The following is a 25,098-nucleotide window of genomic DNA, read 5'->3' as shown; positions in this document are numbered from 1 at the left end:
ACCACACGCGTGGACAGCGCCTCACGCAAGGCAGCGGCTCGGGATTGCTGGACGGTCTTCTGGGACGGCGAGGCCATGAAAGATGCTCCCTGGATGCGACGGCTGTCGGCTATGCGGGCCTTTCGCAGGCATCCGCACCCGGCCAGGGTAACCGTCGGCGCCCTGGTCGCCGCAGTGAGTTTCGAAAGGTGGACACCCGCGTCGCGTCGGAGTCCCGGTAACCGGTGGTTTTCGGTCAGGGCGGTGTGCGACCGCCGGGGTCCGGTTGGCAGACTCTTGACTACGATGGATGGTCGACATCGCCCAATGGCGTTCAGCATTGCCGACCCTGGTTTCACGGAGGTTGCCCGATGGCAGGAAGCATCCAGTCGGTGGAGCGCGCGGCGGCCATCCTGCGCCTGCTGGCCGGCGGCGAGCGCCGGCTGGGCCTCACCGACGTCGCCTCGACGCTGGGCCTCGCCAAGGGCACCGCACACGGCATCCTGCGGACGCTGCAGCAGGAGGGGTTCGTCGAGCAGGACGACGCTTCGGGCAAGTACCAACTCGGCGCCGAGCTGCTGCGGCTCGGCAACAGCTATCTCGACGTGCACGAGCTGCGGGCCCGCGCCCTGGTGTGGACCGACGACCTGGCGCGGTCGAGCGGCGAGAGCGTCTACCTCGGCGTGCTCCACAAGGAGGGCGTGCTGATCGTGCACCACGTCTTCCGGCCGGACGACAGCCGTCAGGTGCTCGAGGTCGGTGCGATGCATCCACTGCACAGCACCGCCCTGGGCAAGGTGCTGGCCGCGTACGATCCGGTGGCGCACGGCGAGGCGGTGGAGGGTGAGCGCGAGGCGTTCACCCCCCGCACGGTGACGTCGCTGCAGGGTTTCGAGGACGTACTGGACATCACCCGTGCCCGCGGCTGGGCCGCGGACCTGGAGGAGACGTGGGACGGCGTGGCGTCGGTGGCCGCGCCGATCCACGACCGGCGGCGGGTTCCGGTGGGGGCGGTGGGCGTCACCGGCGCGGTGGAGCGGGTGTGCGAGGACGGGGAGATCCGGGCCCGGCTGGTGGCCGCGGTGCGTGACTGCGCACGTGCTGTGTCACGCGATCTCGGAGGCGGTCGGTTCTGAGACCTTGAGGATCCGAAAGGGATCATCGGAACTTTTCGGAGTCCTGAGTCACAGACCTCTTGACGCATTTCCATCGACGATAAAAACTGCCGGTCGGCGGTCGACAATGTCGAACACCGGACGGGACCCGGGTCCGCCATCCTGCACGAAGACGAAGGAGTCGCGATGTCCAGCGGCCACATCTTCATCGGCGAGATCATCGGAACCGCCGTTCTCATCCTCCTCGGTGGCGGTGTCTGCGCCGCCGTCACGCTCAAGCACTCCAAGGCCAGAGGGGCCGGATGGGTGGCGATCGCCTTCGGCTGGGGCTTCGCCGTGCTCGCGGGCGCCTACATAGCCAACGGCCTGTCCGGTGGCCAGCTCAACCCGGCCGTCACCCTCGGTGTGGCGATCAAGAGCGGCGACTGGAGCAATGTGCCGGTCTACCTGGCCGGCCAGATGCTCGGCGCCATCATCGGCGCGACGCTGGTGTGGCTCGCCTACTACGGCCAGTTCAAGGCGCACCTGACCGACCCCGAGATCGTCGCCGGCTTCGACGCCGACTCGGCGGGCCCGATGACCGAGGACGGCCATCTGCCCGGCGGGCCGGTGCTCGGCATCTTCTCCACCGGCCCCGAGATCCGGAACCCGGTGCAGAACCTCGTCACCGAGATCATCGGCACCACCGTGCTCGTGCTGTTCATCCTCACCGAAGGCATGACCAACGGGCTCGCCCTCAACGGGCTGGGCATCTTCCTGGTCGCCCTGCTCGTCGTCGGCATCGGCCTGTCGCTCGGCGGGCCCACCGGTTACGCGATCAACCCCGCGCGAGACCTCGGCCCGCGTATCGTGCACAGCCTGTTGCCGCTGCCCAACAAGGGCTCGTCCGACTGGAGTTACGCCTGGATCCCCGTTGCAGGCCCGCTGATCGGCGGCGCCCTGGCGGGTGGCATTTACCAGATCGCTTTCGCGTAAGCAGCCCTCTCCCTCAGCTTCCTCTCCGCTTCGAGCCGTAACAGGAGCACCGCCGTGACCGACAGCCACACCGCAGGCCCGTTCATCGCAGCGATCGACCAGGGCACCACATCGAGCCGCTGCATCGTCTTCGACCGTGACGGCCGCATCGTCTCCGTCGACCAGAAGGAACACGCGCAGATCTTTCCCAAGCCCGGCTGGGTCGAGCACGACGCCGCCGAGATCTGGACCAACGTCCAGGAGGTGGTCTCCGGCGCCCTGGCCAAGGCGGGCATCTCCACTGCGGACGTCAAGGCGCTGGGCATCACCAACCAGCGCGAGACCACCCTGCTGTGGGACAAGGCGACGGGCGAGCCGGTCCACAACGCCATCGTGTGGCAGGACACCCGCACCGACGCGCTCTGCAAGGAGCTCGGCCGCAACGTCGGCCAGGACCGCTTCCGGCGCGAGACCGGGCTGCCGCTCGCCTCGTACTTCGCCGGACCCAAGATCCGCTGGATGCTCGACAACGTCGAGGGCCTGCGCGAGCGCGCCGAGCGCGGCGAGATCCTCTTCGGCACCATGGACAGCTGGGTGATCTGGAACCTCACCGGCGGCCCGAACGGCGGCGTGCACGTCACCGACGTCACCAACGCCTCGCGCACCCTGCTGATGAACCTGCACACCCTCGACTGGGACGAGCGGATCCTGTCCTCGATGGACATCCCGGCCGCCGTGCTGCCCGAGATCCGCTCCTCCGCCGAGGTGTACGGCACCGCCAAGGGCGCTCTGGAGGGCGTGCCGGTCGCCTCCGCGCTCGGCGACCAGCAGGCCGCGCTCTTCGGCCAGACCTGCTTCTCCACCGGCGAGGCCAAGTCCACCTACGGCACCGGCACCTTCCTGCTGCTCAACACCGGCCACCAGCCGGTCAATTCGTACAACGGCCTGCTCACCACCGTCGGTTACCGGATCGGGGACGATCAGCCCGTCTACGCCCTGGAGGGCTCCATCGCCGTCACCGGCTCGCTCGTGCAGTGGATGCGCGACCAGATGGGGCTGATCAACAGCGCGGCCGAGATCGAGACGCTGGCCAGTTCGGTCGAGGACAACGGCGGCGCGTACTTCGTCCCCGCCTTCTCGGGGCTGTTCGCCCCCTACTGGCGCTCCGACGCGCGCGGCGTCATCGCCGGCCTCACCCGGTACGTCACGAAGGCGCACATCGCGCGTGCCGTGCTGGAGGCGACCGCCTGGCAGACCCGCGAGATCGTCGACGCGATGAACAAGGACTCCGGTGTCGAACTGACCGCCCTCAAGGTCGACGGCGGCATGACCTCCAACAACCTTCTGATGCAGACCATCGCCGACGTTCTGGACGCGCCCGTGGTCCGTCCGATGGTCGCCGAGACCACCTGCCTCGGCGCCGCCTACGCCGCGGGGCTCGCGGTCGGCTTCTGGCAGGACACCGATGAGCTGCGCGCCAACTGGCGCCGCGCGGCCGAATGGACCCCCCGTATGGACGCGGCCGAACGCGACCGCGAGTACAAGCTCTGGCTCAAGGCCGTCGAGCGGACCATGGGCTGGATCGAAGAGGAGCACTGAGAAACATGAGCACCCTGCAGAGCGTCCCGGCCCTGGGGACGCACCCGTCCGCGGGCCGTAACCCCGGCCGGTCCGAGACCCGGGAGCTGCTGAGCCGCGCCACGTACGACCTGCTGGTGATCGGCGGCGGCATCCTCGGCACCTCGGTCGCCTGGCATGCGGCCCAGGCCGGACTGCGGGTCGCGATGGTGGACGCCGGCGACTTCGCCGGCGCCACCTCGTCCGCGTCGTCCAAGCTCGTCCACGGTGGCCTGCGCTATCTGCAGACCGGCGCGGTCAAGCTCGTCGCGGAGAACCACCACGAGCGCCGGGTGCTGGCCAAGGACGTCGCCCCGCACCTGGTCAACCCGCTCACCTTCTACCTGCCGGTCTACAAGGGCGGCCCGCACGGTACGGCGAAGCTCGGCGCCGGCGTCTTCGCTTACTCGATGCTCTCGGCGTTCGGCGACGGCGTCGGCCGCGTCATCTCCCCGGCGAAGGCCGCGGCGGACAACCCGGCGCTGCGCACCGAGAACCTCAAGGCCGTCGCCGTCTACGGCGACCACCAGATGAACGACGCACGGGTGGCCGTCATGACGGTGCGCGCGGCCGTGGACTCCGGCGCCGTGGTGCTCAACCACGCCGAGGTGACGGGACTGCGCTTCACCCGAGGACGAGTGACCGGCGCGGAGCTGCGCGACCGTCTCGAGGGCACGGAGTTCGGCGTCGACGCCCGGCTGGTGCTCAACGCCACCGGGCCGTGGGTCGACCACCTGCGGAAGATGGAGGACGCGGGGGTCTCCCCCAGCATCCGGCTCTCCAAGGGCGCGCACCTCGTGCTCAAGCGCAAGGCGCCGTGGAAGGCCGCAATGGCCACGCCGATCGACAAGTACCGGATCACCTTCGCCTTGCCGTGGGAGGACCAGTTGCTGCTGGGCACCACGGACGAGGAGTACACCGGTGACCCGGCGGACGTGGCGGTCACCGAGTCCGACATCCGGCAGATCCTCGGCGAGGCGTCGCTGTCCGTACGCGACGAGCACCTGTCGCGGGAGCTGATGACGTACGCCTTCGCGGGGCTGCGGGTGCTGCCCGGCGGGCCCGGCGGGGTCGAGTCGGCGAAGCGCGAGACGGTGGTCAGCGAGGGGCGCGGCGGGATGCTCTCGGTCGCGGGCGGCAAGTGGACCACCTACCGGCACATCGGGCGCACGGTGATGAACAAGCTCGCCGGGCTGCCGGGCCGGCCGCTCGGCGCGGACATGACGCCGGTGGCAGGCCTGGTGCGCCGGGTTCCGCTGCCGGGTGTCGCCAACCCGAACGCGGTGGCGCACCGGCTGCTCGTGGACCGCGAGCCCGGCACCTGTATCGATCCTGCGACGGCACGTCATCTCGCCACGCACTACGGCGCGTTGTCGTTCGACATCGCGCGGCTGGTCAACGAGGACCCGGCGCTCGGCGAGCGCATCCACCCCGACGGTCCGGAGATCTGGGCCCAGGTGGTGTACGCACGCGACCACGAGTGGGCTTCGACCGCCGACGACGTGCTGCGCCGCCGCACGACGCTGACGATCCGCGGTCTGGACACCGAGGATGTGCGGGCGCGGGTGACAGAGCTGCTGGCGCACGCCGGCTGAGGCGGGGGGCCGTACCAGGCCCGGGGGTCGCACGAGGGGAGAGGCTGCACGGGGAGCCTCTCCCCTCGTCGCAAGCGTGTGCATAATGGGCCGATACATCGGAGGTCTACCGCGACAGCAGCCGCTGGCGTGGCGGGAGGAGGCGGCTCATGGCGGTCACCGATGAGGCGATCGAGAAGATCAAGGGAATGATCGTCTCCGGCGCGCTGCGGCCCGGCGACCGGCTGCCCAAGGAGAGCGAACTCGCCTCGGAGCTCGGCCTGTCCCGCAACTCGCTGCGCGAGGCGGTGCGGGCGCTGTCGCTCATCCGGATCCTCGACGTCAAGCAGGGCGACGGCACGTACGTCACCAGTCTCGATCCGCAGCTTCTGCTCGAAGCGCTCAGCTTCGTGGTCGATTTCCACCGCGACGACACCGTGCTGGAGTTCCTCGCGGTACGGCGCATCCTGGAGCCTGCCGCGACCGCTATGGCCGCCTCGCGCATCACCGACGAGGTGCTGGACTCGCTCGGAGCCCAGCTCGACGCGCTGGGCCCGGAGCCGTCGGTGGAGCAGTTGGTCGCCTCCGACCTGGAGTTCCACCGCGGGATCGTCGCCGCCTCGGGAAACTCGGTGCTGTGCTCGCTGCTCGACGGGCTCTCGGGCCCGACCACGCGGGCGCGTGTCTGGCGCGGCCTGACCCAGGAGGACGCGGTGCGCCGCACGTTGCACGAGCACCGGGCCATCCTGGGTGCGCTGCGCGACCGGGACGCCGAGGCGGCCCGTTCGTGGTCGACGGTGCATATCGCCAGCGTCGAGCAGTGGCTCCGCTCGACGCTGTGATGCCGCTGTACGCCGCTGTGACGTCGCCGTCCGGAATGGCTCAGGATGCCGGGGCCGGGCGCAGCCGCAGCCCCGCCATGCCGCCGTCGACGGCGAGTGCGGTGCCGGTGACGGACGCGGCCGCGGGGCCTGCCAGATAGGCGATGGCGGCGGCGACCTCCTCGGCGGTGACGAGGCGGCCCATCGGCTGCCGGGCCTGCAGGGCGGCGCGCTCGGCCTCGGGGTCGTCGGCCGCGTCGAGCAGCCGGGCGACCCACGGGGTGTCGGCCGTGCCGGGATTGACGCAGTTGACGCGGATCCCCTCACGGATGTGGTCGGCGGCCATCGCCAGCGTCAGGGAGAGCACGGCGCCCTTGCTCGCCGAGTACAGGGCGCGCTGCGGCAGGCCCGCGGTGGCGGCGACGGAGCAGGTGTTGACGATCGCGGCGTGCTGCGAGCGGCGCAGGTGGGGAAGGGCCGCGCGGGTGACGCGGACCATGCCCAGGACGTTGACGTCGAGTACCCGGTGCCACTGCGCGTCGTCGTTGTCCTCGACCGTCCCCGCTGCGCCGATACCGGCGTTGTTGACGAGGATGTCGATGCCGCCGAGTTCGCCGGCGGCCGCCTCGACGGCGTAGCGTACCGAGGGGTCGTCGCCCACGTCGGCGCGGAAGCCGCGCAACGGCTTGCCTGCCACGGCCGGTTCGAGGTCGAGTACGGCGACCTCGGCGCCGCGATCGCACAGCAGCCGTGCGGTGGCGAGACCGATGCCGGAACCGCCGCCGGTGACGACCGCCCTCAGTCCACTGAGTTCCGTCACGAGGTCACCCTTCTTCTCTTTCACTCCGCGTTCAGTCCTGTGCCTTGCCGGTGGTGAGTCGGGCGATCATCAGGGCCACGAGGATGATCGCTCCGTAGATGGCCTGGATCCAGAAGGACGGGACCTGGGCGAGAGTGAGCAGGTTCTGCACGACTCCGAGGAGCAGGACGCCGGTGAGGGCGCCGAGCATGGTTCCCTTGCCGCCGTCGAGGCTGATGCCGCCGATGACGGCCGCCGCGAAGACCGTGAAGATCATGTTCTGGCCCTGGTTGGCGTTGATGGCCCCCACGTATCCCGTTTGGATCAGACCGCCGAGGGAAGCGAGGATCCCCGCGGCCACGTAGACGCCGATGGTGATCCGGTCGACGCGAATGCCGGCCGCTCGGGCCGCGTCGACGTTGCCACCGATGGCGTAGAGCGAACGGCCGATCCGGTGGTGACGCAGCACGTAACCGGCGATCAGGAAGGCGATCGCGGCCAGCCACACGGACATCGGTACGGCGAGGAAGGTGTCGGTGGCGAGGGCGAAGAAGGCGTTCGGCATGCCGAAGAGCGTCTTCCCCTGGGTGGCGCCGACGAGCAGGCCGCGCAGCACGATCAGCATCGCCAGGGTCACGATGAACGCGTTGAGCCGGAACCGCACCACCAGGAAGCCGTTGAACGCGCCGATCGCCGCGCCGATCAGGAGGATCGCGATCAGCGCAAGCCCGAACGGCCAGCGTAGGCCGAATCCCGACTCCGAGGCGGGCAGCACCAGCAGCGCGCCGAAGGCGGGGGCGATGCCGACGGTCGACTCCAGGGAGAGGTCGAACTTTCCGGTGATCAGCACGAGCGCCTCGCCGAGCACCACCATCGCCAGCGCCGCCGAGGAGCCGAGGATGCTGATGATGTTGGCCTCGGTGAGGAAGCTTCCGTTGACGAACGCGCCGAGGACGACGAGTACCAGCAGCGCCGGGAGCAGCGCCAGTTCACGTGCGCGGCGCAGCAGGGCCGCGCGCGAGCCCGGTGGCCTGCTGCTCCCCGTCGCGGGTACGGGTGCGGGGCCGCCGTCCTGGGGCTGCGTCGGGCCGCGGCGGTGGGCGGAAGCTGCCGTGTCAGACACGGTCCACTCCTTCAATCGAGGCGATCAGTTCGTGGTCGTGCCATCCGGCCGGGTGCTCGGCGGTGATGCGGCCGTGGAAGAAGACGAGGACGCGGTCGCAGCGACGCAGGTCCTCCAGTTCGTCGGAGACGACGAGGACGGCGGTTCCGTCCTCGCGCGCGGTGTCGATCCGGGCGAGCAGCGACTCCTTGGACTTCACATCGACTCCGGCGGTGGGGTTGATGAGGACGAGCAGCCGCGGGTCACGGGCGAGGGCACGTGCCATGACGACCTTCTGCGCATTGCCGCCGGAGAGGTCGGAGACGAGCTGGTCGGGGCCCTCGGTGCGGATGTCCAGGCGGTCGATGAGGGCGCGGGCCATGGACCGCCTGCGGTCGGCGCGGACGAACCCGTAACGGCCGAGGCGGTCCATGGCCGTCATGGTCGTGTTGTCGCCGATGGTCATGCCGGCGACGAGACCCTGGTGGTGCCGGTCCCGCGGGACGCAGCCGACGCCTGCATCGAGTGCCGCCCGCACATCCCCGAACGGCACCGGGTCGCCGTCGAGTTCCGCGTCTCCGGAGGCTGGGCGGTGCATGCCCGCGAGCGTCTCGGCGAACTGGATCTTGCCGCTTCCGCTGCTTCCGGCGAGGCCGAGGACCTCGCCTCGGCGGATGGCAAGGCCGGTCGCGTCGAAGCCCTCGCCCGCCAGCGCCCGTACGGTCAGCCGTACGGGGGTGTCCTCGGGGACGGCGGTCCGCGCGCCGCCGACTGCGGTCTGCGCTGCCGCGCTGTCCCCGGCCATCGCCTCGACCAGCGCCGGGCGGGGCAGTTCGGCGACGGGCGCCGTGATGATCCAGCGGGCGTCGCGCAGCACGGTGACGGTCTGGCAGACCTCGTAGACCTCCTGCAGATGGTGGGAGATGAACAAGAACGTCACCCCCGCCTCCTGCAGCGACCGCATACGGGCGAAGAGCCGGTCGATCTCGCGGTTGTCGAGCTGGGCGGTGGGCTCGTCGAGGATGATGAAGCGGGCGCCGAAGGAGAGCGCGCGGGCGACCTCCACCAGTTGACGGTCCTCCATCGTCAGGTCGCCGGTGCGGGCGTCCGGGTCGACGTGCACGTCCCAGGCGTCGAGCAGCTCGGCGGCGTCGGCCCGCATCCGCCGCCAGTTGATGGAGCGGGCACGGCCGGTGGGCTGCCGGTTGATGAACAGGTTCTCGGCGACGGTGAGTTCGGGGACGACCGTCGGCTTCTGGTAGACGCAGGAGACCTTGGTCCGCCATGCGTCCCGGTCCGCGAGCGCGGGCGCCGACTCGCCGTCGAAGCGGATCTCGCCGGCGTCCGGGGCCTGCAGGCCGGTGAGGAGGGAGACGAGGGTGGACTTGCCGGCGCCGTTGCGTCCGACGAGCGCGTGGGACTCGCCCGCGACGACGGTCAGGTTGGTGTCGTGGAGGGCGGTGGTCGGGCCGTAATACTTGCCGACGCCGGCGGCCTCGGCGAGCGGACGTTGTTCCATGAGGCGGCTCACTGGGACGAGGTCACTGGGACGACTTGAGCTGGTTGCCCCACAGGTTGGGGTCGTTGACGTTGGCCTTGGTCACCAGCGGCGCGGGGAGCTGGTCCTCGAGCATCCCGTTGGGGAGTCTGACGATGGTGGAACCGTGGTCGGTCGGGCCGGGTTGGAAGGTCTTCCCCTCCATCGCCGCCTTGATGTAGTACATGGCGTACTTGGCGTACAGGTCGGCGGGCTGGGAGACAGTGGCGTCGATCTGCCCGTCACGGATGGCCTGGTACTCCTGCGGGATGCCGTCGTTGGAGACAATGGTGATATGTCCCGGGGTGCCGACCGGCTTCAACAACCCCTTGCTCCTGAGGGTCTGCAGGGTGGGGGCGAGATAGACGCCGCCCGCCTGCATGTAGATGCCCTTGATGTCGGGGTTGGCGTTGAGCAGGGTGTCCAGCTTGGACGCGGCGACGTCGGACTGCCAGGCCGCGGGCACTTCAAGCACCTTGATGCCCGGGTACTTCGACTTCATGCAGCTGTCGAAGGCCTGGGAACGGTCGCGGCCGTTGACGGAGGCGAGGTCGCCCTGGATCTGCACGACCTTTCCGGACTTCACCGTCCTGCCGAGGTAGTCGCACGCCTGAAGTCCGTACGAGACGTTGTTGGCACGGACGATCATGGCGACCTTGCCCTTGTCGGGGGCGACGTCGACGGCGACGACGGGGACGCCCTTGCGCTGCGCCTGGTCGAGCGCGGCGACGATGGCCGAGCTGTCGATCGGCGCGATGGCAAGGCCCTTGACACCCTGGTTGAGCAGATTGTTGATGTCGGTGATCTGCTGGGCGGTGTCGTTGTTGGAGTTCACCGTGGGCAGGATCGACACGCTTTGCGATCTGGCCATGGTCGGTATGTAGCTGTTGTACGCCTGCCAGAACGGCGAGGTGAGCAGCGGCAGGTCCACCCCGACCATCCCGCTGCCCTTCGAACCGCCGCTGCCGCCGGCGGCTGTGTCGGCGGTGGTGCCGCAGCCCGCGACCGCCGCAAGGGTGGCGGTGGCCGCAGCCATCGCAAGCACCGCTCTCATTGCCCTGCCCATCCTCGTGCCGGTCATCCGACCGCTCCTCGTCGCCGGAAGTGCTGGAAGTGCTTCGTGCGCGCAGTATTCATCGGATCTCTTTGCGCACACAACCCCTATGGCGACGGTATTACCGGATCGTTTCCGAATACAGGTCGGATGTATCGACCGGGCATGCGAGCCGATATCACCATCCGCACCCGGCTGCCGACCCTCCGGATCATCCGCTGCCGAGGACTGCGGCCGAAGACCGCACAAGCCGTAGGCTGGGGGCGCAAGCATCCGGGGAAGAGGGAACGAAAAGCCGCAGCGGGCAGCATCGACCGCCGCGGCCGGAAGGAGGCGCTGGGTGATCGAGCTCGAGGGCGTGCCCGAGCTGATCGACCCGGTCATGGTGGCCGCGTTCGAAGGCTGGAACGACGCCGGGGACGCCGCTTCCTCCGCGGTCGCACATCTGGACCGGGAGTGGAAGGGCGAGGTGTTCGCGGCGCTCGACGCCGAGGACTACTACGACTTCCAGGTGAACCGGCCGACAGTGTGGATGGACGGCGGTACCCGGCGGATCACATGGCCCACCACCCGGCTGTCGGTGGTGCGCGTGCAGGGACCCAAGCCACGGGACCTGGTACTGGTGCGGGGCATCGAGCCCAGCATGCGCTGGCGCTCCTTCTGCAACGAACTCCTGGGCTTCGCCCATGAACTGGGCGTGGAGATGGTGGTGATCCTCGGGGCCCTGCTGGGCGACACGCCGCACACCCGCCCCGTTCCCGTCACCGGGGTGACCTCGGACCCGGACCTGGCCCGCAGCCTCGGCCTCGACGAGTCGCGATACGAGGGGCCGACCGGCATCGTCGGCATCATGCAGGAGGCCTGCACCCATGCGGGCATCCCAACGGTCAGCCTGTGGGCGGCGGTTCCGCACTACGTCTCGCAACCGCCCAACCCCAAGGCGACGCTCGCGCTCCTCAACCGCCTCGAGGACCTGATCGACCTGCGCATCCCGACCGGTGAGCTGCCGGAGGACGCACGGGCCTGGCAGCTGGGCGTCGACCAACTCGCCGCCGAGGACAGCGAGGTGGCCGAGTACGTGCAGACGCTGGAGGAGGCGCGCGACACCGCCGAGCTTCCGGAGGCCTCGGGTGAGGCAATCGCCCGGGAGTTCGAGCGCTATCTGCGGCGCAGGGACGGGCAGCACGGCGCGCACGCGTCCGAGGGCGGCGAAGGGCGGGACCTCGGGCAGTTCCTGCGCGGCACGGCCTCGGGCCCGCAGGGGCCGGCGGAGCCGGACGACGAGCGGGGAGAACCCGGCGCCGGCGGGGGCGCGGGCGAGAAGGACGACAAGGGCAACGAGGACCGGGAGTAGGCCCGGGAGCGAGCCCGCGGCGAGCGGGCAGACACGTGGGTGGGGCGTCCGCCGGCCCGGCGGACGCCCCACGTCGTTCCTGCGTACCGCTGCGCGGCTACAGCGCCACACCGAACAGCGCGTCGACCGCCCGGGAGACCAGCCCCGGCGCGCCGGTGTCCGAGCCGCCCTCGGCCTCCTGGCGCTCGACCCAGCGGTCCACGGCGGCCAGCGCCGCCGGCGCGTCGAGATCGTCGGCGAGCGCGTCGCGGATCTGTTCCACGACCTCGTCGGCGCTGGGGCCGTCCGGACGTGAGACCGCCGACCGCCAGCGTGCGAGCCGAGCGACGGCCTCGTCGAGCACGTCGTCGGTCCACTCCCAGTCGGCCCGGTAGTGGTGTGCCAGCAGGGCGAGCCGGATGGCGGCCGGGTCGACGCCTTCGCGGCGCAGCGTGGAGACGAAGACCAGGTTGCCCTTGGACTTCGACATCTTCTCGCCGTTCAGCGCCACCATGCCGGCGTGGACGTAGCTCTTCGCGAACGGGTATTCGCCGGTGAGCACTTGGGCGTGCGAGGCGCCCATCTCATGGTGCGGGAAGGCGAGATCGGAGCCGCCGCCCTGCACGTCGAAGCCCATGCCGAGGTGGTCGAGGGCGATGGCGACGCACTCGATGTGCCAGCCGGGACGCCCGTGGCCGAGCGAACCGCCGTCCCAGCTCGGCTCCCCGTCGCGGGCCGCCATCCACAGCATCGGGTCCAGCGGGTTCTTCTTGCCGGGCCGATCGGGGTCGCCCCCGCGTTCCGCGGACAGCAGCCGCATCGCGGCAGCGTCCAGCCGGGAGACCTTGCCGAAGTTGGGGTCGGATTCGACCGAGAAGTACACATCCCCCTCGAGGTCGTAGGCGGCACCCGCCTCCCTCAGCCGTTCGATCAGGGGAACGATCCCGGGTATCGCCTCGACGGCACCGATGTAGTGCTGCGGAGGCAGGATGCGCAGGGCCGTCATGTCCTCACGGAACAAGGCGGTCTCGCGCTCCGCGAGCGCCGTCCAGTCGTCGCCGGTGGCTACCGCCCGCTCCAGCAGCGGATCGTCGACATCGGTCACGTTCTGGACGTAGTGCACCTGCCGCTTGGTGTCGAGCCACACGCGCTGCACGAGGTCGAACGCGTTGTAGGTGGCCGCGTGCCCGATGTGGGTGGCGTCGTACGGGGTGATGCCGCACACGTAGATGCGGGCGACGGGACCGGGGTCCAGGGTGACCGGACCGCCTGTCGCGGTGTCGTGGAGGCGGAGGTCGCGTCCCCTGCCGGGCAGGGCGGGAACCTCCGAAGCGGGCCAGGCATACATGACTCGAGCCTAACCGGACGCCTGTTCCGTACACGAACCGAGTCCGCGGTGTATGGCTGGATGGGCGGTCTTGCGCCACGGCGTTGGTTGTGCGTCAGCCTTCCGGGAGGCGCCGGAGGCCGGGCCGTCAGACCGGCGGCCAGGGGACGGCGGGCCAGCGGCCGCCCGGCTCGGGGTGGCGCCCGGTCCGCAGCAGCGCCGCCACCCGGTCCCGTACGGCGGTGACCTCGGCCGGGGTGAGCAGCTCGGCGAGGCGGTCGCCGAGGCTGTTGGCGAGCGCGGTGGCGAGCCGCCCCAGCACGTGACGGGCCTCGTCGGTCAACGGCTCCCCGGCCCAGCCCCACAGCAGCGTGCGGAGCTTGTCGTCGACGTGGAAGGCCACGCCGTGGTCGATCGCGTAGAGACGGCCGTCGGGGGTGGGCAGCAGATGGCCGCCCTTGCGGTCGGCGTTGTTTATCACCGCGTCGAGTACGGCGAGCCGGCGCAGCCGTATGTCGTCGGCGTGCACCAGCAGTGCCGTGCGCCCCTCCCCCACCTCGGCGAACCCGATCGCCTTCCAGCCGGGCCCGGGCTCCTCGCCCTCGACCAGCGCCAGCAGCTCGGCCTGGGGATCGGCCTCGACCCACAGCTGGCACATGCCCTCGCCGAACGGCCCTTCGCGCAGCACGGTCGGAGGCACCAGGCCCCACCCGGTCGCTTCCGAGACCAGGTACGCGGCGACCTCCCGCCCGGCGAGGGTGCCGTCGGGGAAGTCCCACAGCGGGCGCTCGCCCGCGACCGGCTTGTAGATGCAGTGGGCCTCGCGGCCGTCGTACGCCACGGTGCAGAACAGGGCCGCGTTGGACGCCTCGTGCAACCGCCCCCGGACGGTGAGCTCACCCCTGGCCAGCAGCTCGACCTCGTCGGCCGGCTCCGCGGGCGTCAGCCCGCCCGGCGGTACCCGTTCTGGCGCGGGCATACATGTCCTTCCGGGTCGAGGGGCAGGCTGCACAGTGGGCACGGCGGGCGGCCGGCCGAGACCACTTCGAGCGCTCGCTTGGCGAACGAGCGGGCCTGCGCCCCGGTGAGGCGGACCCGCAGCATCGGCGGACCGTTCTCGTCGTCCTGCAGTAGCAGTTCCTCGGCCGCCTCCAGGTCCTCGGACGAAAGCTCCGACTCGGCGTCGATCTCGACCAGCGCCTGCGCTTCGAGGATCATGCGCTCGGCAGCGGTGTCCCAGGCGAGCGCCATGGTGCCGACGCGGAACTCCTCCTCCACGGGCGTGTCGAGAGGGGCCGTGTCGTTCAGCTCCGCGGGTGCGACGGCGGGCACCGACGCGGTGCCTCCCGAGCGGCGCAGGACCTCGTCGAGAAGCTCGTCGATACGCTCGGCGAGCGCCTCCACCTGGGTCTTCTCCAGCGCCACGCTCGTCGTGCGGCCGGCCGCCGTCGCCTGCAGAAAGAAGGTGCGGTGGCCCGGCTGCCCGACCGTGCCGGCCACGAACCGGTCCGGCTGCTCGTAGAAGAACACCTGACGGGGCACGTCCTGCTCCGTTTGCTCGACTGATCGTTCACATGTCGCTGCGCGAATTCCGCTGCACCACCCTACTGCGCTCGGCGATCACGGTGCGCCCGTAGCCCCTCCGACCACGGCATCGCCGCCGCTCGCCGCCGGACGCGGCCGCAGCCCGCCGAGCTCCCCGGTGTCTCCGAGCCGCACTAGGAAGGGCCGCAGCGGGGTGAAGCGGATGGCGGTGACGGAACACGGTTCCACCGAGAGCCTCTGGAAGAGGTCGAGATGGAGCCCCAGTGCGTCGGCCGCCACCGACTTGATGATGTCGCCGTGCGAGCACACCAGGTACAACGCATCCGGGCCGTGCTCCTGCTCGATCCGGGCGTTCCAGTCACGGATCGCGTCCACCGCCCGCGCCTGCATGGCGCGCACCGACTCTCCGTCGGGTCCGGGGAAGACGGCGGCGGACGGGTGCTGCTGGACGGTCTGCCACAGCGGCTCGTCCGCGAGTTCGGTGAGCTTGCGGCCGGTCCAGTCACCGTAACGGCACTCACCGACGCGCTCGTCGGTGTGGACGGGCAGCTCGGGGCGGGCTTCGAGCAGCGGCCTGACCGTCTCCTGGCAGCGCTGCAGCGGGCTGGTGACGACCGCGGCGAGCGGCAGCTCGGCGAGCCGCGCCGCCAGCACCTCCGCCTGGCCCCTGCCGTGCTCGTCGAGTGCGATGCCGGGGCTCCAGCCGGCGAGCACGCCGTCGGCGTTCGCAGTGGACCGTCCGTGCCGGGCAAGGATCACAGTGGGCATGGATCGAGGGTACGACTCCCCACGGACACGGCCCGGTGCGGTATGCCGCGCCGTGCCGTAACCCTTTGGCGCCGCCGGGCGTTGTGATGGTGACGGCCGTGGCGGGGAAGACGCCCGAGCCCCCACCACGGCCGCAGAAACGTCTCACGTCTCAGCGCCTCGGCCGCGTTCCGCGCCCCTGCACGCCCGTATCTGCCCGTGGCTCTCCCCTCCCGTCCCGTATCCACGGGTACGGCTGGGTAAGGTGCCGAAGAAGGTCTTACAGGCGCCAGGGGACGGGATCGCGAAGCAAGTGGACATGTTCAGCAGGGCCGCGCGACGGCGCCCGGCGATGCGCCGTCTGGGCCCGGCGGGTTCGGACTGGTCTCCGTATGCGCGCCTCGACGATGCCGTGCACGCCTACTTCCTCCATGCCGACGTGGCCTTGGACGCGATCGCCGGAGTGCTCGGCCGCCGCAAGGTGCGCGGGTTCACCCTCGAACGCGTCGTCGACCTCACGGAGGCCGGCACCTCCGTATGGCAGGAGGCCGCGGTCTGCGACGGGCGGCGTCTGATCCTGTGGCACAGCGAGGAGTTGGCCGATGACGCCGCCCCCGGGGGCACGGTGCTCGACTCCTCGGTCCAGGTGCTTCCGCTCGACGCGATCGGGCACGTCGGAATGCGCACGCTCGTGGGGCGGGACGAGCGGGGGCAGCGGGTGGACCGCGGGGTTTACCTGGTTCTCGCGACGGCGACGCCGCACGAGCTCAGCGCCGTGCAGAGCGAGCCCGATGCACCGGTCGCCGCGGCCCGTTTCCGGCCGGAGGCGTTCCGTTTCAGCAAGTCGCTCGAGGACGGCGGGCCCGGCCAGATAGCACGGTTGATCGCCTTCGGCAGACTGCTGGGACGTTTGGTGCCGAGCTAGGTAGGGCCGGCCGCGGAAGTCCCGCCGGGCGCCCGCGACGCCCACAGCACCATCGGCCGCCGGCGCGGCGGGGCACGCTCGCTGCGTTGTCGGGCTCGCCCAAGTACGACCCGGTACGAGGGCGGCCCTCCGCCGTGCGATCGCACGCACCGTCGGCGACAAAAAGCCGCCGGCGCGGCGGGCGCGGGCCGATCCGACGGACTTCCGCAACGGGCCCTGGCCCGGAGCGCCGGGCGGTCGGCCGGCACCAGACGTCGTCCTCGACGGGAGTGCGCGCGATTACCCGAGCCCCGCACGCTCCAGCGCGTCGACACCCGCGCGCAGCGCCGCGATCCGCTCGTCGAGGGTGAACCCTGCCGGGGCGAGGCTCAGCGTGGTGACTCCGGCTGAGGCGTACGCCTGCATGCGGTCCGCGATGCGCTCGACGGAGCCGAGCAGCGTCGTGGAGTCGATCAGCTCGCGCGGCACAGCGGCCGCGGCGCCGTCCTTGTCACCCGCCAGGTATTTGTCCTGGATCTCGGCCGCCGCCTTCTCGTAGCCCATGCGCTGCGCGAGCCGGTTGTAGAAGTTCTGCTTGCGGCTGCCCATGCCGCCGACGTAGAGCGCGGTGTACGGGCGGAAGGTGTCGGCGAGGGCGTCGATGTCGTCGTCGCTGCCGAGGGCCAGAGGGACGGTCGGGCAGACGTCGAATTCCTCCATGGTCCTGCCCGCCTTCTCCCGCCCGGCACGCAGCGGAGCGAGGGCGGTCTCCTCCAGGTGCTCGGGGGCGGCGAAGATCAGCAGCGCGCCATCGGCGATCTCACCGGTCTGCTCCAGGTTCTTCGGGCCGATCGCGGCGATGTAGAGCGGGATGTGCTCGCGCACCGGGTGGACGGTGAGCTTGAGCGGCTTGCCGGGTCCGCCGGGCAGCGGCAGGGTCCAGTGCTCGCCCTCGTGCGTGAGCCGCTCGCGCGACATCGCCTTGCGGACGATCTCCACGTACTCCCGGGTGCGGGAGAGCGGCTTGTCGAACCTGACTCCGTACCACCCTTCGGAGACCTGGGGCCCGGAGACGCCGAGACCGAGCCGGAAACGTCCGCCGGAGAGCGAGTCGAGGGTGGCCGCGGTCATGGCGGTCATCGCGGGCGTGCGCGCCGGGATCTGCAGGATCGCCGAGCCGACGTCGATCCGCTCGGTCTGCGCCGCGACCCACGCCAGCACCGTGGGGGCATCGGAGCCGTAGGCCTCGGCGGCCCAGCACACCGAGTACCCGAGCCGGTCGGCCTCGCGCGCGACGGCGAGATTGTCCGCATCCATCCCGGCGCCCCAATAGCCGAGGTTGATCCCGAGCCGCATAGCGCACCCCTTACCGATCGGTAACGTCGTCGTCTCCGGGGACTGTAGCGCGTCGCACGCACAACCGTGGCTGTCGAGTGCGCCACACTGCAGCACTGCAGCGCGTGGGCCAGTAGTGTCACCCCACATGGAGCAACGGCACGTCGGCCGAACGGGATTGCGCGTCTCGCGGCTTGGTCTTGGCACGCTCACCTGGGGGCGGGACACCGGCGAGCGGGACGCCGCCGATCTGCTGAAGGCGTTCTGGGAGGCCGGCGGAACGCTGGTGGACACCGCCGACGTGTACGCGGACGGCGGGGCGGAGTACCTGCTGGGCAGGCTGCTCGACAGCCTGGTGCCGCGTTCGGACCTGGTGATCGCGACCAAGGCCGGCAGCGTGCCGGACCCCGACCGGCGTTTCGACGGCTCGCGCGGACACCTGCTCTCCGCGCTCGACGCCTCGCTCCAGCGGCTCGGCACCGACCACGTCGACCTGTGGCAGGTGCACGCCTACGATCCGCGGACGCCGCTCGACGAGACACTGCAGGCGCTCGACATCGCCGTCGCCTCGGGACGCGCCCGCTACGCCGGCGTCTCCAACTTCTGCGGCTGGCAGCTGGCCAAGGCCGCCACCTGGCAGCGCGCGGGCGCCGGCCGCACCGCGCTGGCCAGTACGCAGATGGAGTACTCGCTGCTGCAGCGCGGGGTCGAGCGCGAGGTGCTGCCCGCCGCGCTCGACCTCGGCGTCGGCCTGCTGCCGTCGTCGCCCCTCGGCCGAGGCGTGCTCACCGGCAAGTACCGGCACGGCACCCCTCCGGACTCACGCGGCGCCTCGGACGACCTCGCACCGTTTGTGGCGCCGTACCTCGACGAGACGGCCCGGCTCATCGTCGACGCGGTCGCGACGGCCGCCGACGGGCTCGCGGTCACCCCGCTGCAGGTCGCTCTCGCCTGGGTACGGGACCGGCCCGGGGTGGCCGCGCCGATCCTCGGTACACGCAACGCGCAGCAGCTCAGCCAGGCATTGTCAGTGGAGGCCCTTACGCTTCCGGGTGAGATCTGCCAGGCGCTCGACGACGTGTCGGCGCCGGTGCATCGCTATCCCGACCACGACTGGAGCACGCTGTGAGCACCGACCGCACCGCCGACGAGGGGGGCGCCCGCCAGGCGCCCGGCTCCAATGGGCAGCCGTCCGTTGAGCTGTCCCGCCTCGCCGAGGCGGTCCGGAAGATAGAGCGGGGTGGCGGCCGCGGCGCTGCGGGCGAGCAGCCGCAGGGCACGGCGGCGCAGTGGAGTGCTCCCACGCCGGCCGCCGCACCAGCCGAGCCGGTGGCTCCGCCGCCGACGCAGACACGCGGTCCCGAGCTGTCGGGTGAGCCCGTCGAGGCGGCCCGCCAGGTACTCGCCGCCGGCGGTGCGCCGCCGGCGCTCGCCGAGGCTGCCGTGGACGCCCTGGGCGAACGGGCCGGCGAGCGACTGCATGAGGATCCCTGGCTGGTGCTGTCCCTTGCCGGGGTCCGGGTCGATCAGGCCGACGGTTTCGCGCGGGCGCTGCTCGGCGCCGCCTGCCGCCCGGACGACGAGCGGCGCGGGCGCGCGCTCGTCACCTGGCTGCTGGAGCGGGCCGCCGATGCGGGCCATACGGCGCTGGAGTGGCCGGTGCTGCGGGCGGCTCTGGAGAAGCAGTCGGTGTCCGATGCCGACGCCGCGCTGCGAACGGCCGTCGAGAACGGCCAGGTGATGGTCTTTCACGACGCGCAGGAGACGCCGGGGGCCGCACCGGGCGCCGGGGACGACGAGGCGCCGGTCACGCTTCTGCTCGGTCTGGACCGGTACTCCCTCGCCGAGGAGAGCCTCGCGGACGGCCTCGGCCGCCTGCTCAACACCTTCGAGGCCGCGGAGGGCGCGGAGGGCGCGGAGGCGGAGGCTTGGGAGGCAGCCGCCTCCGCCGCGCCGTCGCCGTCCGCGGCCGAGCTCGTCCGGGCTGTCGCAGGAAGCGCTCTGGTGACCCACTCCGGCGGTGAGGCCGCACGCGCCGAGCCGGCGGCGCTGGTGGCCGCTGCCCGCGCGGCGGGGCTGCGGGCCGTCGCGGCCGCACATACCGAGGACGGCAGGCGACGGCTTGGTCAGCACCTCGGGGAGGATGCGGCGGAGTCGGCCGTCACCGTCGACGGGCTGCTGTCGGGCGCCCAGGGGCCGGGTCGCAGCGAGGACGGGACGCTGGCGCTCGACGTGCTCGCCGTGCTGGACGCACCGCAGCTCGACGTGGAGTCGGCGGCCACGCTCGTGGAATCGGTACCGGACGGCGCACGGCTGGTCCTCAGCGGTGACCCGGGCGTCCTGTGGTCGGCGAGCGGACCGGGACGGGCCTTCGCCGATCTCGTCGCGGCGAAGGTGTGCCCGCACGTCGCCTCCCGTACGCCGGATCCCGGCCCCATCGGGGAGCTGGTCTCCGGGATCGGCGTCGGCGAGTTGACGCAGGTGGAGGCGCCGGGCAGGGAAGTGGTGATCGTGCCCGTGCATGATGCGGGCGAAGCGGTGCACCGCACCGTGCAGCTGGTCGCGGACTCGATCCCGAGGGCGATCGGCGTGCCCGCCGCGCAGACCCAGGTGATCACCGCGGGCCACGGCGGCGCCGCCGGTACGCGGTCGCTCAACGCGGTGTTGAAGGAACGTCTCAATCCCGGCCCTGGCCGGTTCGCGGGCTTCGACCCCGGCGACCGGGTGGTGTACGAAGCGGCGGCCGGCCGGGCCGTGCCCGGCGTCGTGGTCTCCGCCGAGGCCGGGGGGCTGCGCCTGGAGTGCGAGGGCGCCGCGGTGCTGGTGCCCCGTGACCGAGTGGCCACGGCCGTGCGGCACGGGTGGGCGGTGACGGCCCAGCAGGCCGTCGGCAGGCGGTGGCGCGCCGTGGTCGTGGTGCTGCCGGGGGACGCCGCCGCTGGCCTGACCCGCAGTTGGGTCTACACCGCATTCGGCCGCGGCGAGCGTCATCTGTCGGTCGTGCACGGCGTGGAGCAGGCGCTGCCTGGCGTCGTGGCCGAAGTGCCGGCCAAGGAGCGCACGACCCGCCTGCGGACGATCCTGCGGGATCAGGCCGAAGGGATATGAGCGGCGTGGCCGCCGGGCCGCTCAGCTCTCCCGGCTGATCCGGCCGGTCACGTCGTCGGCATCGCTGTCCCCACCGCCCTCGTCGTCGTCCGCTTCGCCTTCCTCGTCCTCGTCGTCGTAGACGGCGCTGATGTCGAAGCGGCAGACGGTGAGTTCGGGGTCCGCCTGGTCGAAGGGGGCGGCGAGCCACTCGCCCGGCTCGGCGGGATCGGCAGCCTGCACCCACAACGTGGAGTCGCCTTCCTCGAGACCGAACTCCTTGTGACGGGAGGCGATTTCGTCCGGCTCGTATTCGCCGAACAGGGCTCCGATCGCGGCGCCGACGCCCGTACCGGCTCCGGTGACCTCGTCGGCGACCCGCGCGGCCTGGGCGATCAGCCGCTGCGGCTCGGCGACGGCGTAGTCGCGGCGGATCAGCACGCTGATCGCACCCGGTTCCGCGGGGCCTCCGTAGGCGGGAAGCGAGTCGCCTGCGGGCACCTCGAAGGGCGTCACCTCGTCATAGGCGTCGTAGAGCAGCTCGTCGTACGCCTCGGCCGCCGAGGCGAGGGCGTCGAAAGCGGCGTAGACGGCGGGGTCGTCCTCGCCCGTGCGGTTCTCGATCGCAGCAAGGTGGCGGTCGATCGCTGCTTTGACCGCCTCGGCGGCCGCTCGCACCTCGGCCACGGGGGGCTGTACGACATCAGACATGGAGCAGACGCTATCCGTACCGGCCCGTCTCCCGCACAATAGATGCGATGCCGGAATACGAATTTCAAGACGTGTATGTGCCGCGTGGGGTCTCCCGCAACGCGACACGGCGCATGCTGACCGATCATGCCGAGTACGGCCACTGGGAGCTCGACCGCCTGCGCCTGTATCCGGACGGCAGCCGCAAGGTGCGGTTGCGAAGACGGATCATCCGCCAGGTCAGGGCGACCTGGTAAGCAGATGTGGGGCCCTGCGACCGCAGGACCCCACATCCGTTATGCCGTGCTCGTCGAGCTTTTCCTGCTCTGCGACCTCAGCCGCGAGCAGCGCTGCGACGGCCCCGGCGGTAGAGCAGGACGCCGCCGATGAGCAGACCCGCGCTGGCCGGGATGGCGGCCAGGCCGAGCATGTCCGTACCGGTGTGCGCCAGCTCCGGGCCGCCGTGCCACACATGGTGGTCATGGTGGTACGGCGGGATCCACGGCACGGTCTCCGACGGCCGGTGGTGCCGACGCGGGATGTGGCGGAGCGGCGTGTGGGAGCGAGGCGTGTACCCGGGGGACGACTCGTTCTGGCAGTCGTCGCCGAAGGCGGGGTTGAGCGCCCCGATCACATCCACCGAGTTGCCGCACGCGTTCACCGGCACATGCACCGGAACCTGCACGTTGTTGCCAGACCCGACGCCCGGCGATCCCTTCGCCACGCCCTCGGCGTCGGCCTCGCTCCGGGCGCTGCCCTTGCGGTGGCTGGAGGAGTTGACACAGTGGTTGCCGAAGGTGGGGTTGAGCGCCCCGATGACATCCACCGTGTTGCCGCACGCGTTCACCGGCACGTGCACCGGGATCTGCACCTGATTCCCGGACAAAACGCCCGGCGAGTCGGATGCTACCCCCTGCGCACCAGCGTCGGCGTACGCCAGTCCGCTGGTCACGGCGAGCACGCCGCTCGTCGCGACCATCGTCATCAGGCCCTTCTTCGCGACCTGTCTCATCAATTTCCCTGCCTTCTGGTTCTGCGGGATTGTTCGCGGACATTTGCCGCACGCGGACGTGTGCCGCAATGAGGAACAGACGAAATTCCGATTTCCTGCGCGGTTCCCCGAGTATCGCCAGTGGCCCCGGAGCGCTTTGCGCTCACTCCGGGGCCTACCGGAGTCAGACCTCAGCGGGCCTGACGCGACGTCACTTATCGACGCAAGGGTTGCCGAAGGCGGGGTTGAGCAGCGCGATGACGTTCACCGTGTTGCCACAGACGTTGATCGGCACGTGAACCGGGACCTGGACCAGGTTGCCGGACAGGGCGCCGGGGGAGCCGGGAGCGGCACCCTGCGCACCGGCGTTGGCGGCGGCCACGCCCGCACCAGCGAGCAGCAGACCGCTGGTGGCAGCCGCGGCGGCGACGACCTTCTTGATCATTATTCCTCCTTGTTGGCAGTGCGGTCCCAGCCGCGGACCGCACACCACCCAACGAGGAGAGAAGGGGCAAGCTACGTCCCCGATGATTCATTCACTCTTTCGGCTTGGCGAAGACACCCGCCCTGCCCAGCAGTGTCGTTTCGCCATCCAGGGCCCTCACCGACCTGTTCAGCTGTTTTTCCGCCAGTTCTTCGGTCGGCTCATCACTCAGCACTGGTCGAGAAAACGATCGAGCACACGTACGCCGAATTTCAGCCCGTCAATCGGCACCCGCTCGTCCAGACCGTGGAACATTCCGGCGAAGTCGAGCTCCGGCGGCAGCTGCAGCGGCGCGAAGCCGAAGCAGCGGATGCCGAGATCCGAGAACGACTTGGCGTCCGTGCCGGCCGACAGGCAGTACGGGACCGCCCGCGCGATCGGGTCCTCGGCGCGCAGCGCCGACTGCATCGCCTCCACCAGCGCACCATCGAAGCTGGTCTCCAAGGCCTTGTCGGAGTGGACGTCCTCGCGCTTCACACGCGGACCGAGCACTGTGTCGAGCTCGGCGAGGAACTCCTCCTCCAGCCCCGGCAGGAACCGTCCGTCCACGTGAGCGGTGGCCTGACCCGGGATGACGTTCACCTTGTAGCCGGCGCCGAGCATCGTGGGGGCCGCGGTGTTGCGCAGCGTCGCGCCGATGAGCCGGGCGATGCCGCCCAGCTTGGCGAGGGTCGCGTCCATGTCCTCCGGGTCGAGCTCCACCCCGAGCGCGTCGGAGAGCTCGTCGAGGAAGGACCGCACGGTCTTGGTCACCCGCACCGGGAATTTGTGGCGCCCGAGCCGGGCCACGGCCTCGCACAGCTCGGTGATCGCATTGTCGGTATTGGTCATGGAGCCGTGCCCCGCCGTGCCGTCGACGGTGAGCCGCATCCAGTGCATGCCCTTCTCGGCGGTCTCGACGAGGTAGAGCCGCAGGTTCTCGTTGACGGTGAACGAGAACCCGCCGACCTCGCCGATCGCCTCCGTCACGCCCTCGAACAGGTCGGGATGGTTGTCGACCAGATGCCGGGCGCCGAAGACGCCGCCCGCCTCCTCGTCCGCCAGGAAGGCGAGAACCACGTCGCGAGGAGGTTTGCGGCCGCTGCGCAGCCTGTCCCGGACGACGGCGAGCGTCATCGCGTCCATGTCCTTCATGTCGACCGCGCCGCGCCCCCACACGCATCCGTCGGCGATCTCGCCGGAGAACGGGTTGTGCGTCCAGTCGTCGGCGTTGGCCGGTACGACATCGGTGTGCCCGTGGATCAGCAGCGCCGGCCGGGATGGGTCCTCCCCCGCGATCCGGGCGACGGTCGACGCCCGTCCCGTGTGCGATTCGAAGATCTGCGGTTCGAGGCCGGCCTCGGCGAGCTTCTCGGCAACGTACTCGGCAGCCGCGCGCTCCCCCGGACCGGAGTGGTCGCCGTAGTTGCTGGTGTCGATGCGGATCAGCTCACGGCACAGATCGACGACCTCGTCCTCACCAGTGACCGTCCGTGCCGGATTCGACTCGCTCACGCTGCCTCCTCGTTCGTACCGCACTCATCCCCGCCCGGCCGCGCCCGGCCGAACGGGACTCGTCCCGCCATCCTCCCCCGCGGGACGCGGGAGTCCCAAGGCCCCTCCCGGCCGTCACACGCTCGTCACAGGACGAGCCCCGCCGGGCCGCCGACGGGGTGATCGGGGACGTCCAGATCTTTGCTATCGTTTACCCCGTCGCCGCGGCAGCCGCCCCGAACAGGGCAGGCACATCCGAGGCGGCAACCCGGTCCGGGTGGCGGAATGGCAGACGCGCTAGCTTGAGGTGCTAGTGCCCTTTATCGGGCGTGGGGGTTCAAGTCCCCCCTCGGACACGTACCTTTCACCAACGGAATGCGGGTCGGGAGCGATCTCGACCCGCATTTTGCGTTGCGCACGGTTGTACGGCTGCGACGGGCCGGCGGTCTTCCTGCCCGCGTTCCCTCAGGGGGCTTCTCGGGGTGGCAGCCGTGTCGCGCTTCCCTGCCGATCAGCGAAGGAGAGGACCACGCCACGCCAGTGGCTGGTCTCTGGTACCACCGTCGCACGACACAGCGGGAAGCAAGCTGCGGACCTTCACGAGGTGATGCGGGAGGAGGCTGGCCAGCT

The 25,098-nt window shown here is 70.8% G+C and carries 23 protein-coding genes and 1 tRNA gene; 11 read left to right on the top strand and 13 right to left on the bottom strand.

The features are described from left to right. Positions 1 to 350: 350 nt before the first annotated feature. The 5 genes from NGB36_RS27310 (at position 351) to NGB36_RS27290 (ending at position 6,081) form a co-directional block, all read left to right on the top strand. Positions 351 to 1,115, top strand: coding sequence for an IclR family transcriptional regulator (locus NGB36_RS27310; RefSeq protein WP_255923192.1), 765 nt, complete (start codon positions 351 to 353; stop codon positions 1,113 to 1,115). Positions 1,116 to 1,280: 165 nt separating this feature from the next. Beyond that, a complete protein-coding gene (locus NGB36_RS27305; RefSeq protein WP_255923191.1) occupies positions 1,281 to 2,069 on the top strand; it encodes an MIP/aquaporin family protein in 789 nt (262 codons plus the stop codon). 54 nt (positions 2,070 to 2,123) lie between these two features. Continuing rightward, positions 2,124 to 3,647: a glycerol kinase GlpK gene (gene glpK / locus NGB36_RS27300; RefSeq protein WP_255923190.1), complete on the top strand. Its 1,524-nt coding sequence runs from the start codon at positions 2,124 to 2,126 to the stop codon at positions 3,645 to 3,647. Positions 3,648 to 3,652: 5 nt separating this feature from the next. Continuing rightward, positions 3,653 to 5,260, top strand: coding sequence for a glycerol-3-phosphate dehydrogenase/oxidase (locus NGB36_RS27295; RefSeq protein ID WP_255923189.1), 1,608 nt, complete (start codon positions 3,653 to 3,655; stop codon positions 5,258 to 5,260). A 149-nt stretch (positions 5,261 to 5,409) separates the two neighbouring features. Then, complete coding sequence (locus tag NGB36_RS27290; protein WP_255923188.1) at positions 5,410 to 6,081, top strand: FadR/GntR family transcriptional regulator; 672 nt, start codon at positions 5,410 to 5,412, stop codon at positions 6,079 to 6,081. 40 nt (positions 6,082 to 6,121) lie between these two features. On the opposite strand, the gene NGB36_RS27285 is transcribed toward NGB36_RS27290, so the two are convergent. The 4 genes from NGB36_RS27285 to NGB36_RS27270 form a co-directional block, all read right to left on the bottom strand. Continuing rightward, on the bottom strand, positions 6,122 to 6,880 hold the full coding sequence (locus tag NGB36_RS27285; protein WP_255923187.1) for an SDR family NAD(P)-dependent oxidoreductase: 759 nt from the start codon (positions 6,878 to 6,880) through the stop codon (positions 6,122 to 6,124). A gap of 31 nt (positions 6,881 to 6,911) precedes the next feature. Then, positions 6,912 to 7,868, bottom strand: coding sequence for an ABC transporter permease (locus NGB36_RS27280; RefSeq protein ID WP_255923198.1), 957 nt, complete (start codon positions 7,866 to 7,868; stop codon positions 6,912 to 6,914). Positions 7,869 to 7,974: 106 nt separating this feature from the next. Then, entirely contained in the window at positions 7,975 to 9,480 is a 1,506-nt protein-coding gene (locus NGB36_RS27275) for a sugar ABC transporter ATP-binding protein (protein WP_255923186.1), read from the bottom strand. 22 nt (positions 9,481 to 9,502) lie between these two features. Next, the gene (locus NGB36_RS27270; RefSeq protein WP_372509540.1) at positions 9,503 to 10,579 is read right to left on the bottom strand and encodes a sugar ABC transporter substrate-binding protein; all 1,077 of its coding nucleotides are present in this window, start codon (positions 10,577 to 10,579) and stop codon (positions 9,503 to 9,505) included. A gap of 313 nt (positions 10,580 to 10,892) precedes the next feature. Here NGB36_RS27270 and NGB36_RS27265 point away from each other — a divergent pair, with 313 nt between their 5' ends. Then, positions 10,893 to 11,906 (top strand): PAC2 family protein, encoded by a 1,014-nt coding sequence (locus tag NGB36_RS27265; RefSeq protein WP_255923185.1) that lies wholly within the window; start codon positions 10,893 to 10,895, stop codon positions 11,904 to 11,906. A 97-nt stretch (positions 11,907 to 12,003) separates the two neighbouring features. On the opposite strand, the gene mshC is transcribed toward NGB36_RS27265, so the two are convergent. The 4 genes from mshC to NGB36_RS27245 form a co-directional block, all read right to left on the bottom strand. Beyond that, a complete protein-coding gene (gene mshC, locus NGB36_RS27260; protein WP_255923184.1) occupies positions 12,004 to 13,233 on the bottom strand; it encodes a cysteine--1-D-myo-inosityl 2-amino-2-deoxy-alpha-D-glucopyranoside ligase in 1,230 nt (409 codons plus the stop codon). A 127-nt stretch (positions 13,234 to 13,360) separates the two neighbouring features. After that, positions 13,361 to 14,191, bottom strand: a complete 831-nt coding sequence (locus tag NGB36_RS27255; protein ID WP_255923183.1) for an SCO1664 family protein — start codon at positions 14,189 to 14,191, stop codon at positions 13,361 to 13,363. Continuing rightward, positions 14,155 to 14,754, bottom strand: coding sequence for a DUF3090 domain-containing protein (locus NGB36_RS27250; RefSeq protein WP_255923182.1), 600 nt, complete (start codon positions 14,752 to 14,754; stop codon positions 14,155 to 14,157). The genes NGB36_RS27255 and NGB36_RS27250 overlap by 37 nt, the downstream gene beginning before the upstream one ends. 78 nt (positions 14,755 to 14,832) lie before the next feature. Continuing rightward, positions 14,833 to 15,525, bottom strand: coding sequence for a histidine phosphatase family protein (locus NGB36_RS27245; protein ID WP_255923181.1), 693 nt, complete (start codon positions 15,523 to 15,525; stop codon positions 14,833 to 14,835). A 298-nt stretch (positions 15,526 to 15,823) separates the two neighbouring features. On the opposite strand from NGB36_RS27245, the gene NGB36_RS27240 reads away from it, so the two are divergent. Then, entirely contained in the window at positions 15,824 to 16,429 is a 606-nt protein-coding gene (locus NGB36_RS27240; protein WP_255923180.1) for a hypothetical protein, read from the top strand. A 279-nt stretch (positions 16,430 to 16,708) separates the two neighbouring features. Here the strand turns inward: NGB36_RS27240 and NGB36_RS27235 are convergent, their stop codons facing one another. Beyond that, positions 16,709 to 17,764: an LLM class F420-dependent oxidoreductase gene (locus NGB36_RS27235; protein WP_255923179.1), complete on the bottom strand. Its 1,056-nt coding sequence runs from the start codon at positions 17,762 to 17,764 to the stop codon at positions 16,709 to 16,711. Positions 17,765 to 17,891: 127 nt separating this feature from the next. On the opposite strand from NGB36_RS27235, the gene NGB36_RS27230 reads away from it, so the two are divergent. Together NGB36_RS27230 and NGB36_RS27225 are read left to right on the top strand one after the other, a co-directional pair. After that, positions 17,892 to 18,872 carry an aldo/keto reductase gene (locus NGB36_RS27230; protein ID WP_255923178.1) on the top strand — a complete coding sequence of 327 codons (981 nt, stop codon included), beginning with the start codon at positions 17,892 to 17,894 and terminating at the stop codon, positions 18,870 to 18,872. Then, positions 18,803 to 20,851 carry a helix-hairpin-helix domain-containing protein gene (locus tag NGB36_RS27225; RefSeq protein WP_372509541.1) on the top strand — a complete coding sequence of 683 codons (2,049 nt, stop codon included), beginning with the start codon at positions 18,803 to 18,805 and terminating at the stop codon, positions 20,849 to 20,851. Before NGB36_RS27230 ends, NGB36_RS27225 begins: the two co-directional genes overlap by 70 nt. Positions 20,852 to 20,872: 21 nt before the next feature. Here NGB36_RS27225 and NGB36_RS27220 read toward each other — a convergent pair whose 3' ends face one another. Next, positions 20,873 to 21,541, bottom strand: coding sequence for a hypothetical protein (locus NGB36_RS27220; RefSeq protein ID WP_255923176.1), 669 nt, complete (start codon positions 21,539 to 21,541; stop codon positions 20,873 to 20,875). Between the two features lie 47 nt (positions 21,542 to 21,588). On the opposite strand from NGB36_RS27220, the gene NGB36_RS27215 reads away from it, so the two are divergent. Then, positions 21,589 to 21,777 carry a DUF5703 family protein gene (locus NGB36_RS27215; protein ID WP_255923175.1) on the top strand — a complete coding sequence of 63 codons (189 nt, stop codon included), beginning with the start codon at positions 21,589 to 21,591 and terminating at the stop codon, positions 21,775 to 21,777. Between the two features lie 77 nt (positions 21,778 to 21,854). Here NGB36_RS27215 and NGB36_RS33250 read toward each other — a convergent pair whose 3' ends face one another. The 3 genes from NGB36_RS33250 to NGB36_RS27195 all read right to left on the bottom strand — a co-directional run bounded on the left by NGB36_RS33250 (position 21,855) and on the right by NGB36_RS27195 (position 24,489). Beyond that, positions 21,855 to 22,532: a chaplin gene (locus NGB36_RS33250; RefSeq protein WP_269470620.1), complete on the bottom strand. Its 678-nt coding sequence runs from the start codon at positions 22,530 to 22,532 to the stop codon at positions 21,855 to 21,857. Positions 22,533 to 22,722: 190 nt separating this feature from the next. After that, entirely contained in the window at positions 22,723 to 22,956 is a 234-nt protein-coding gene (locus NGB36_RS27200) for a chaplin (RefSeq protein WP_255923174.1), read from the bottom strand. 207 nt (positions 22,957 to 23,163) lie between these two features. Then, entirely contained in the window at positions 23,164 to 24,489 is a 1,326-nt protein-coding gene (locus NGB36_RS27195; RefSeq protein WP_255923173.1) for a M20/M25/M40 family metallo-hydrolase, read from the bottom strand. Between the two features lie 250 nt (positions 24,490 to 24,739). Between NGB36_RS27195 and NGB36_RS27190 the strand changes: the two genes are divergently transcribed. After that, positions 24,740 to 24,824: transfer RNA gene (locus tag NGB36_RS27190), tRNA-Leu, on the top strand. The last annotated feature ends 274 nt before the right edge of the window (positions 24,825 to 25,098 follow it).

It is taken from the genome of Streptomyces humicola, from assembly GCF_024436035.1.
GTDB classification, from domain to species: Bacteria; Actinomycetota; Actinomycetes; order Streptomycetales; family Streptomycetaceae; genus Streptantibioticus_B; species Streptantibioticus_B humicola.
The sequence above is the reverse complement of the archived record's forward strand: the minus strand, read 5'-3'. Positions and strand labels throughout refer to the sequence as shown.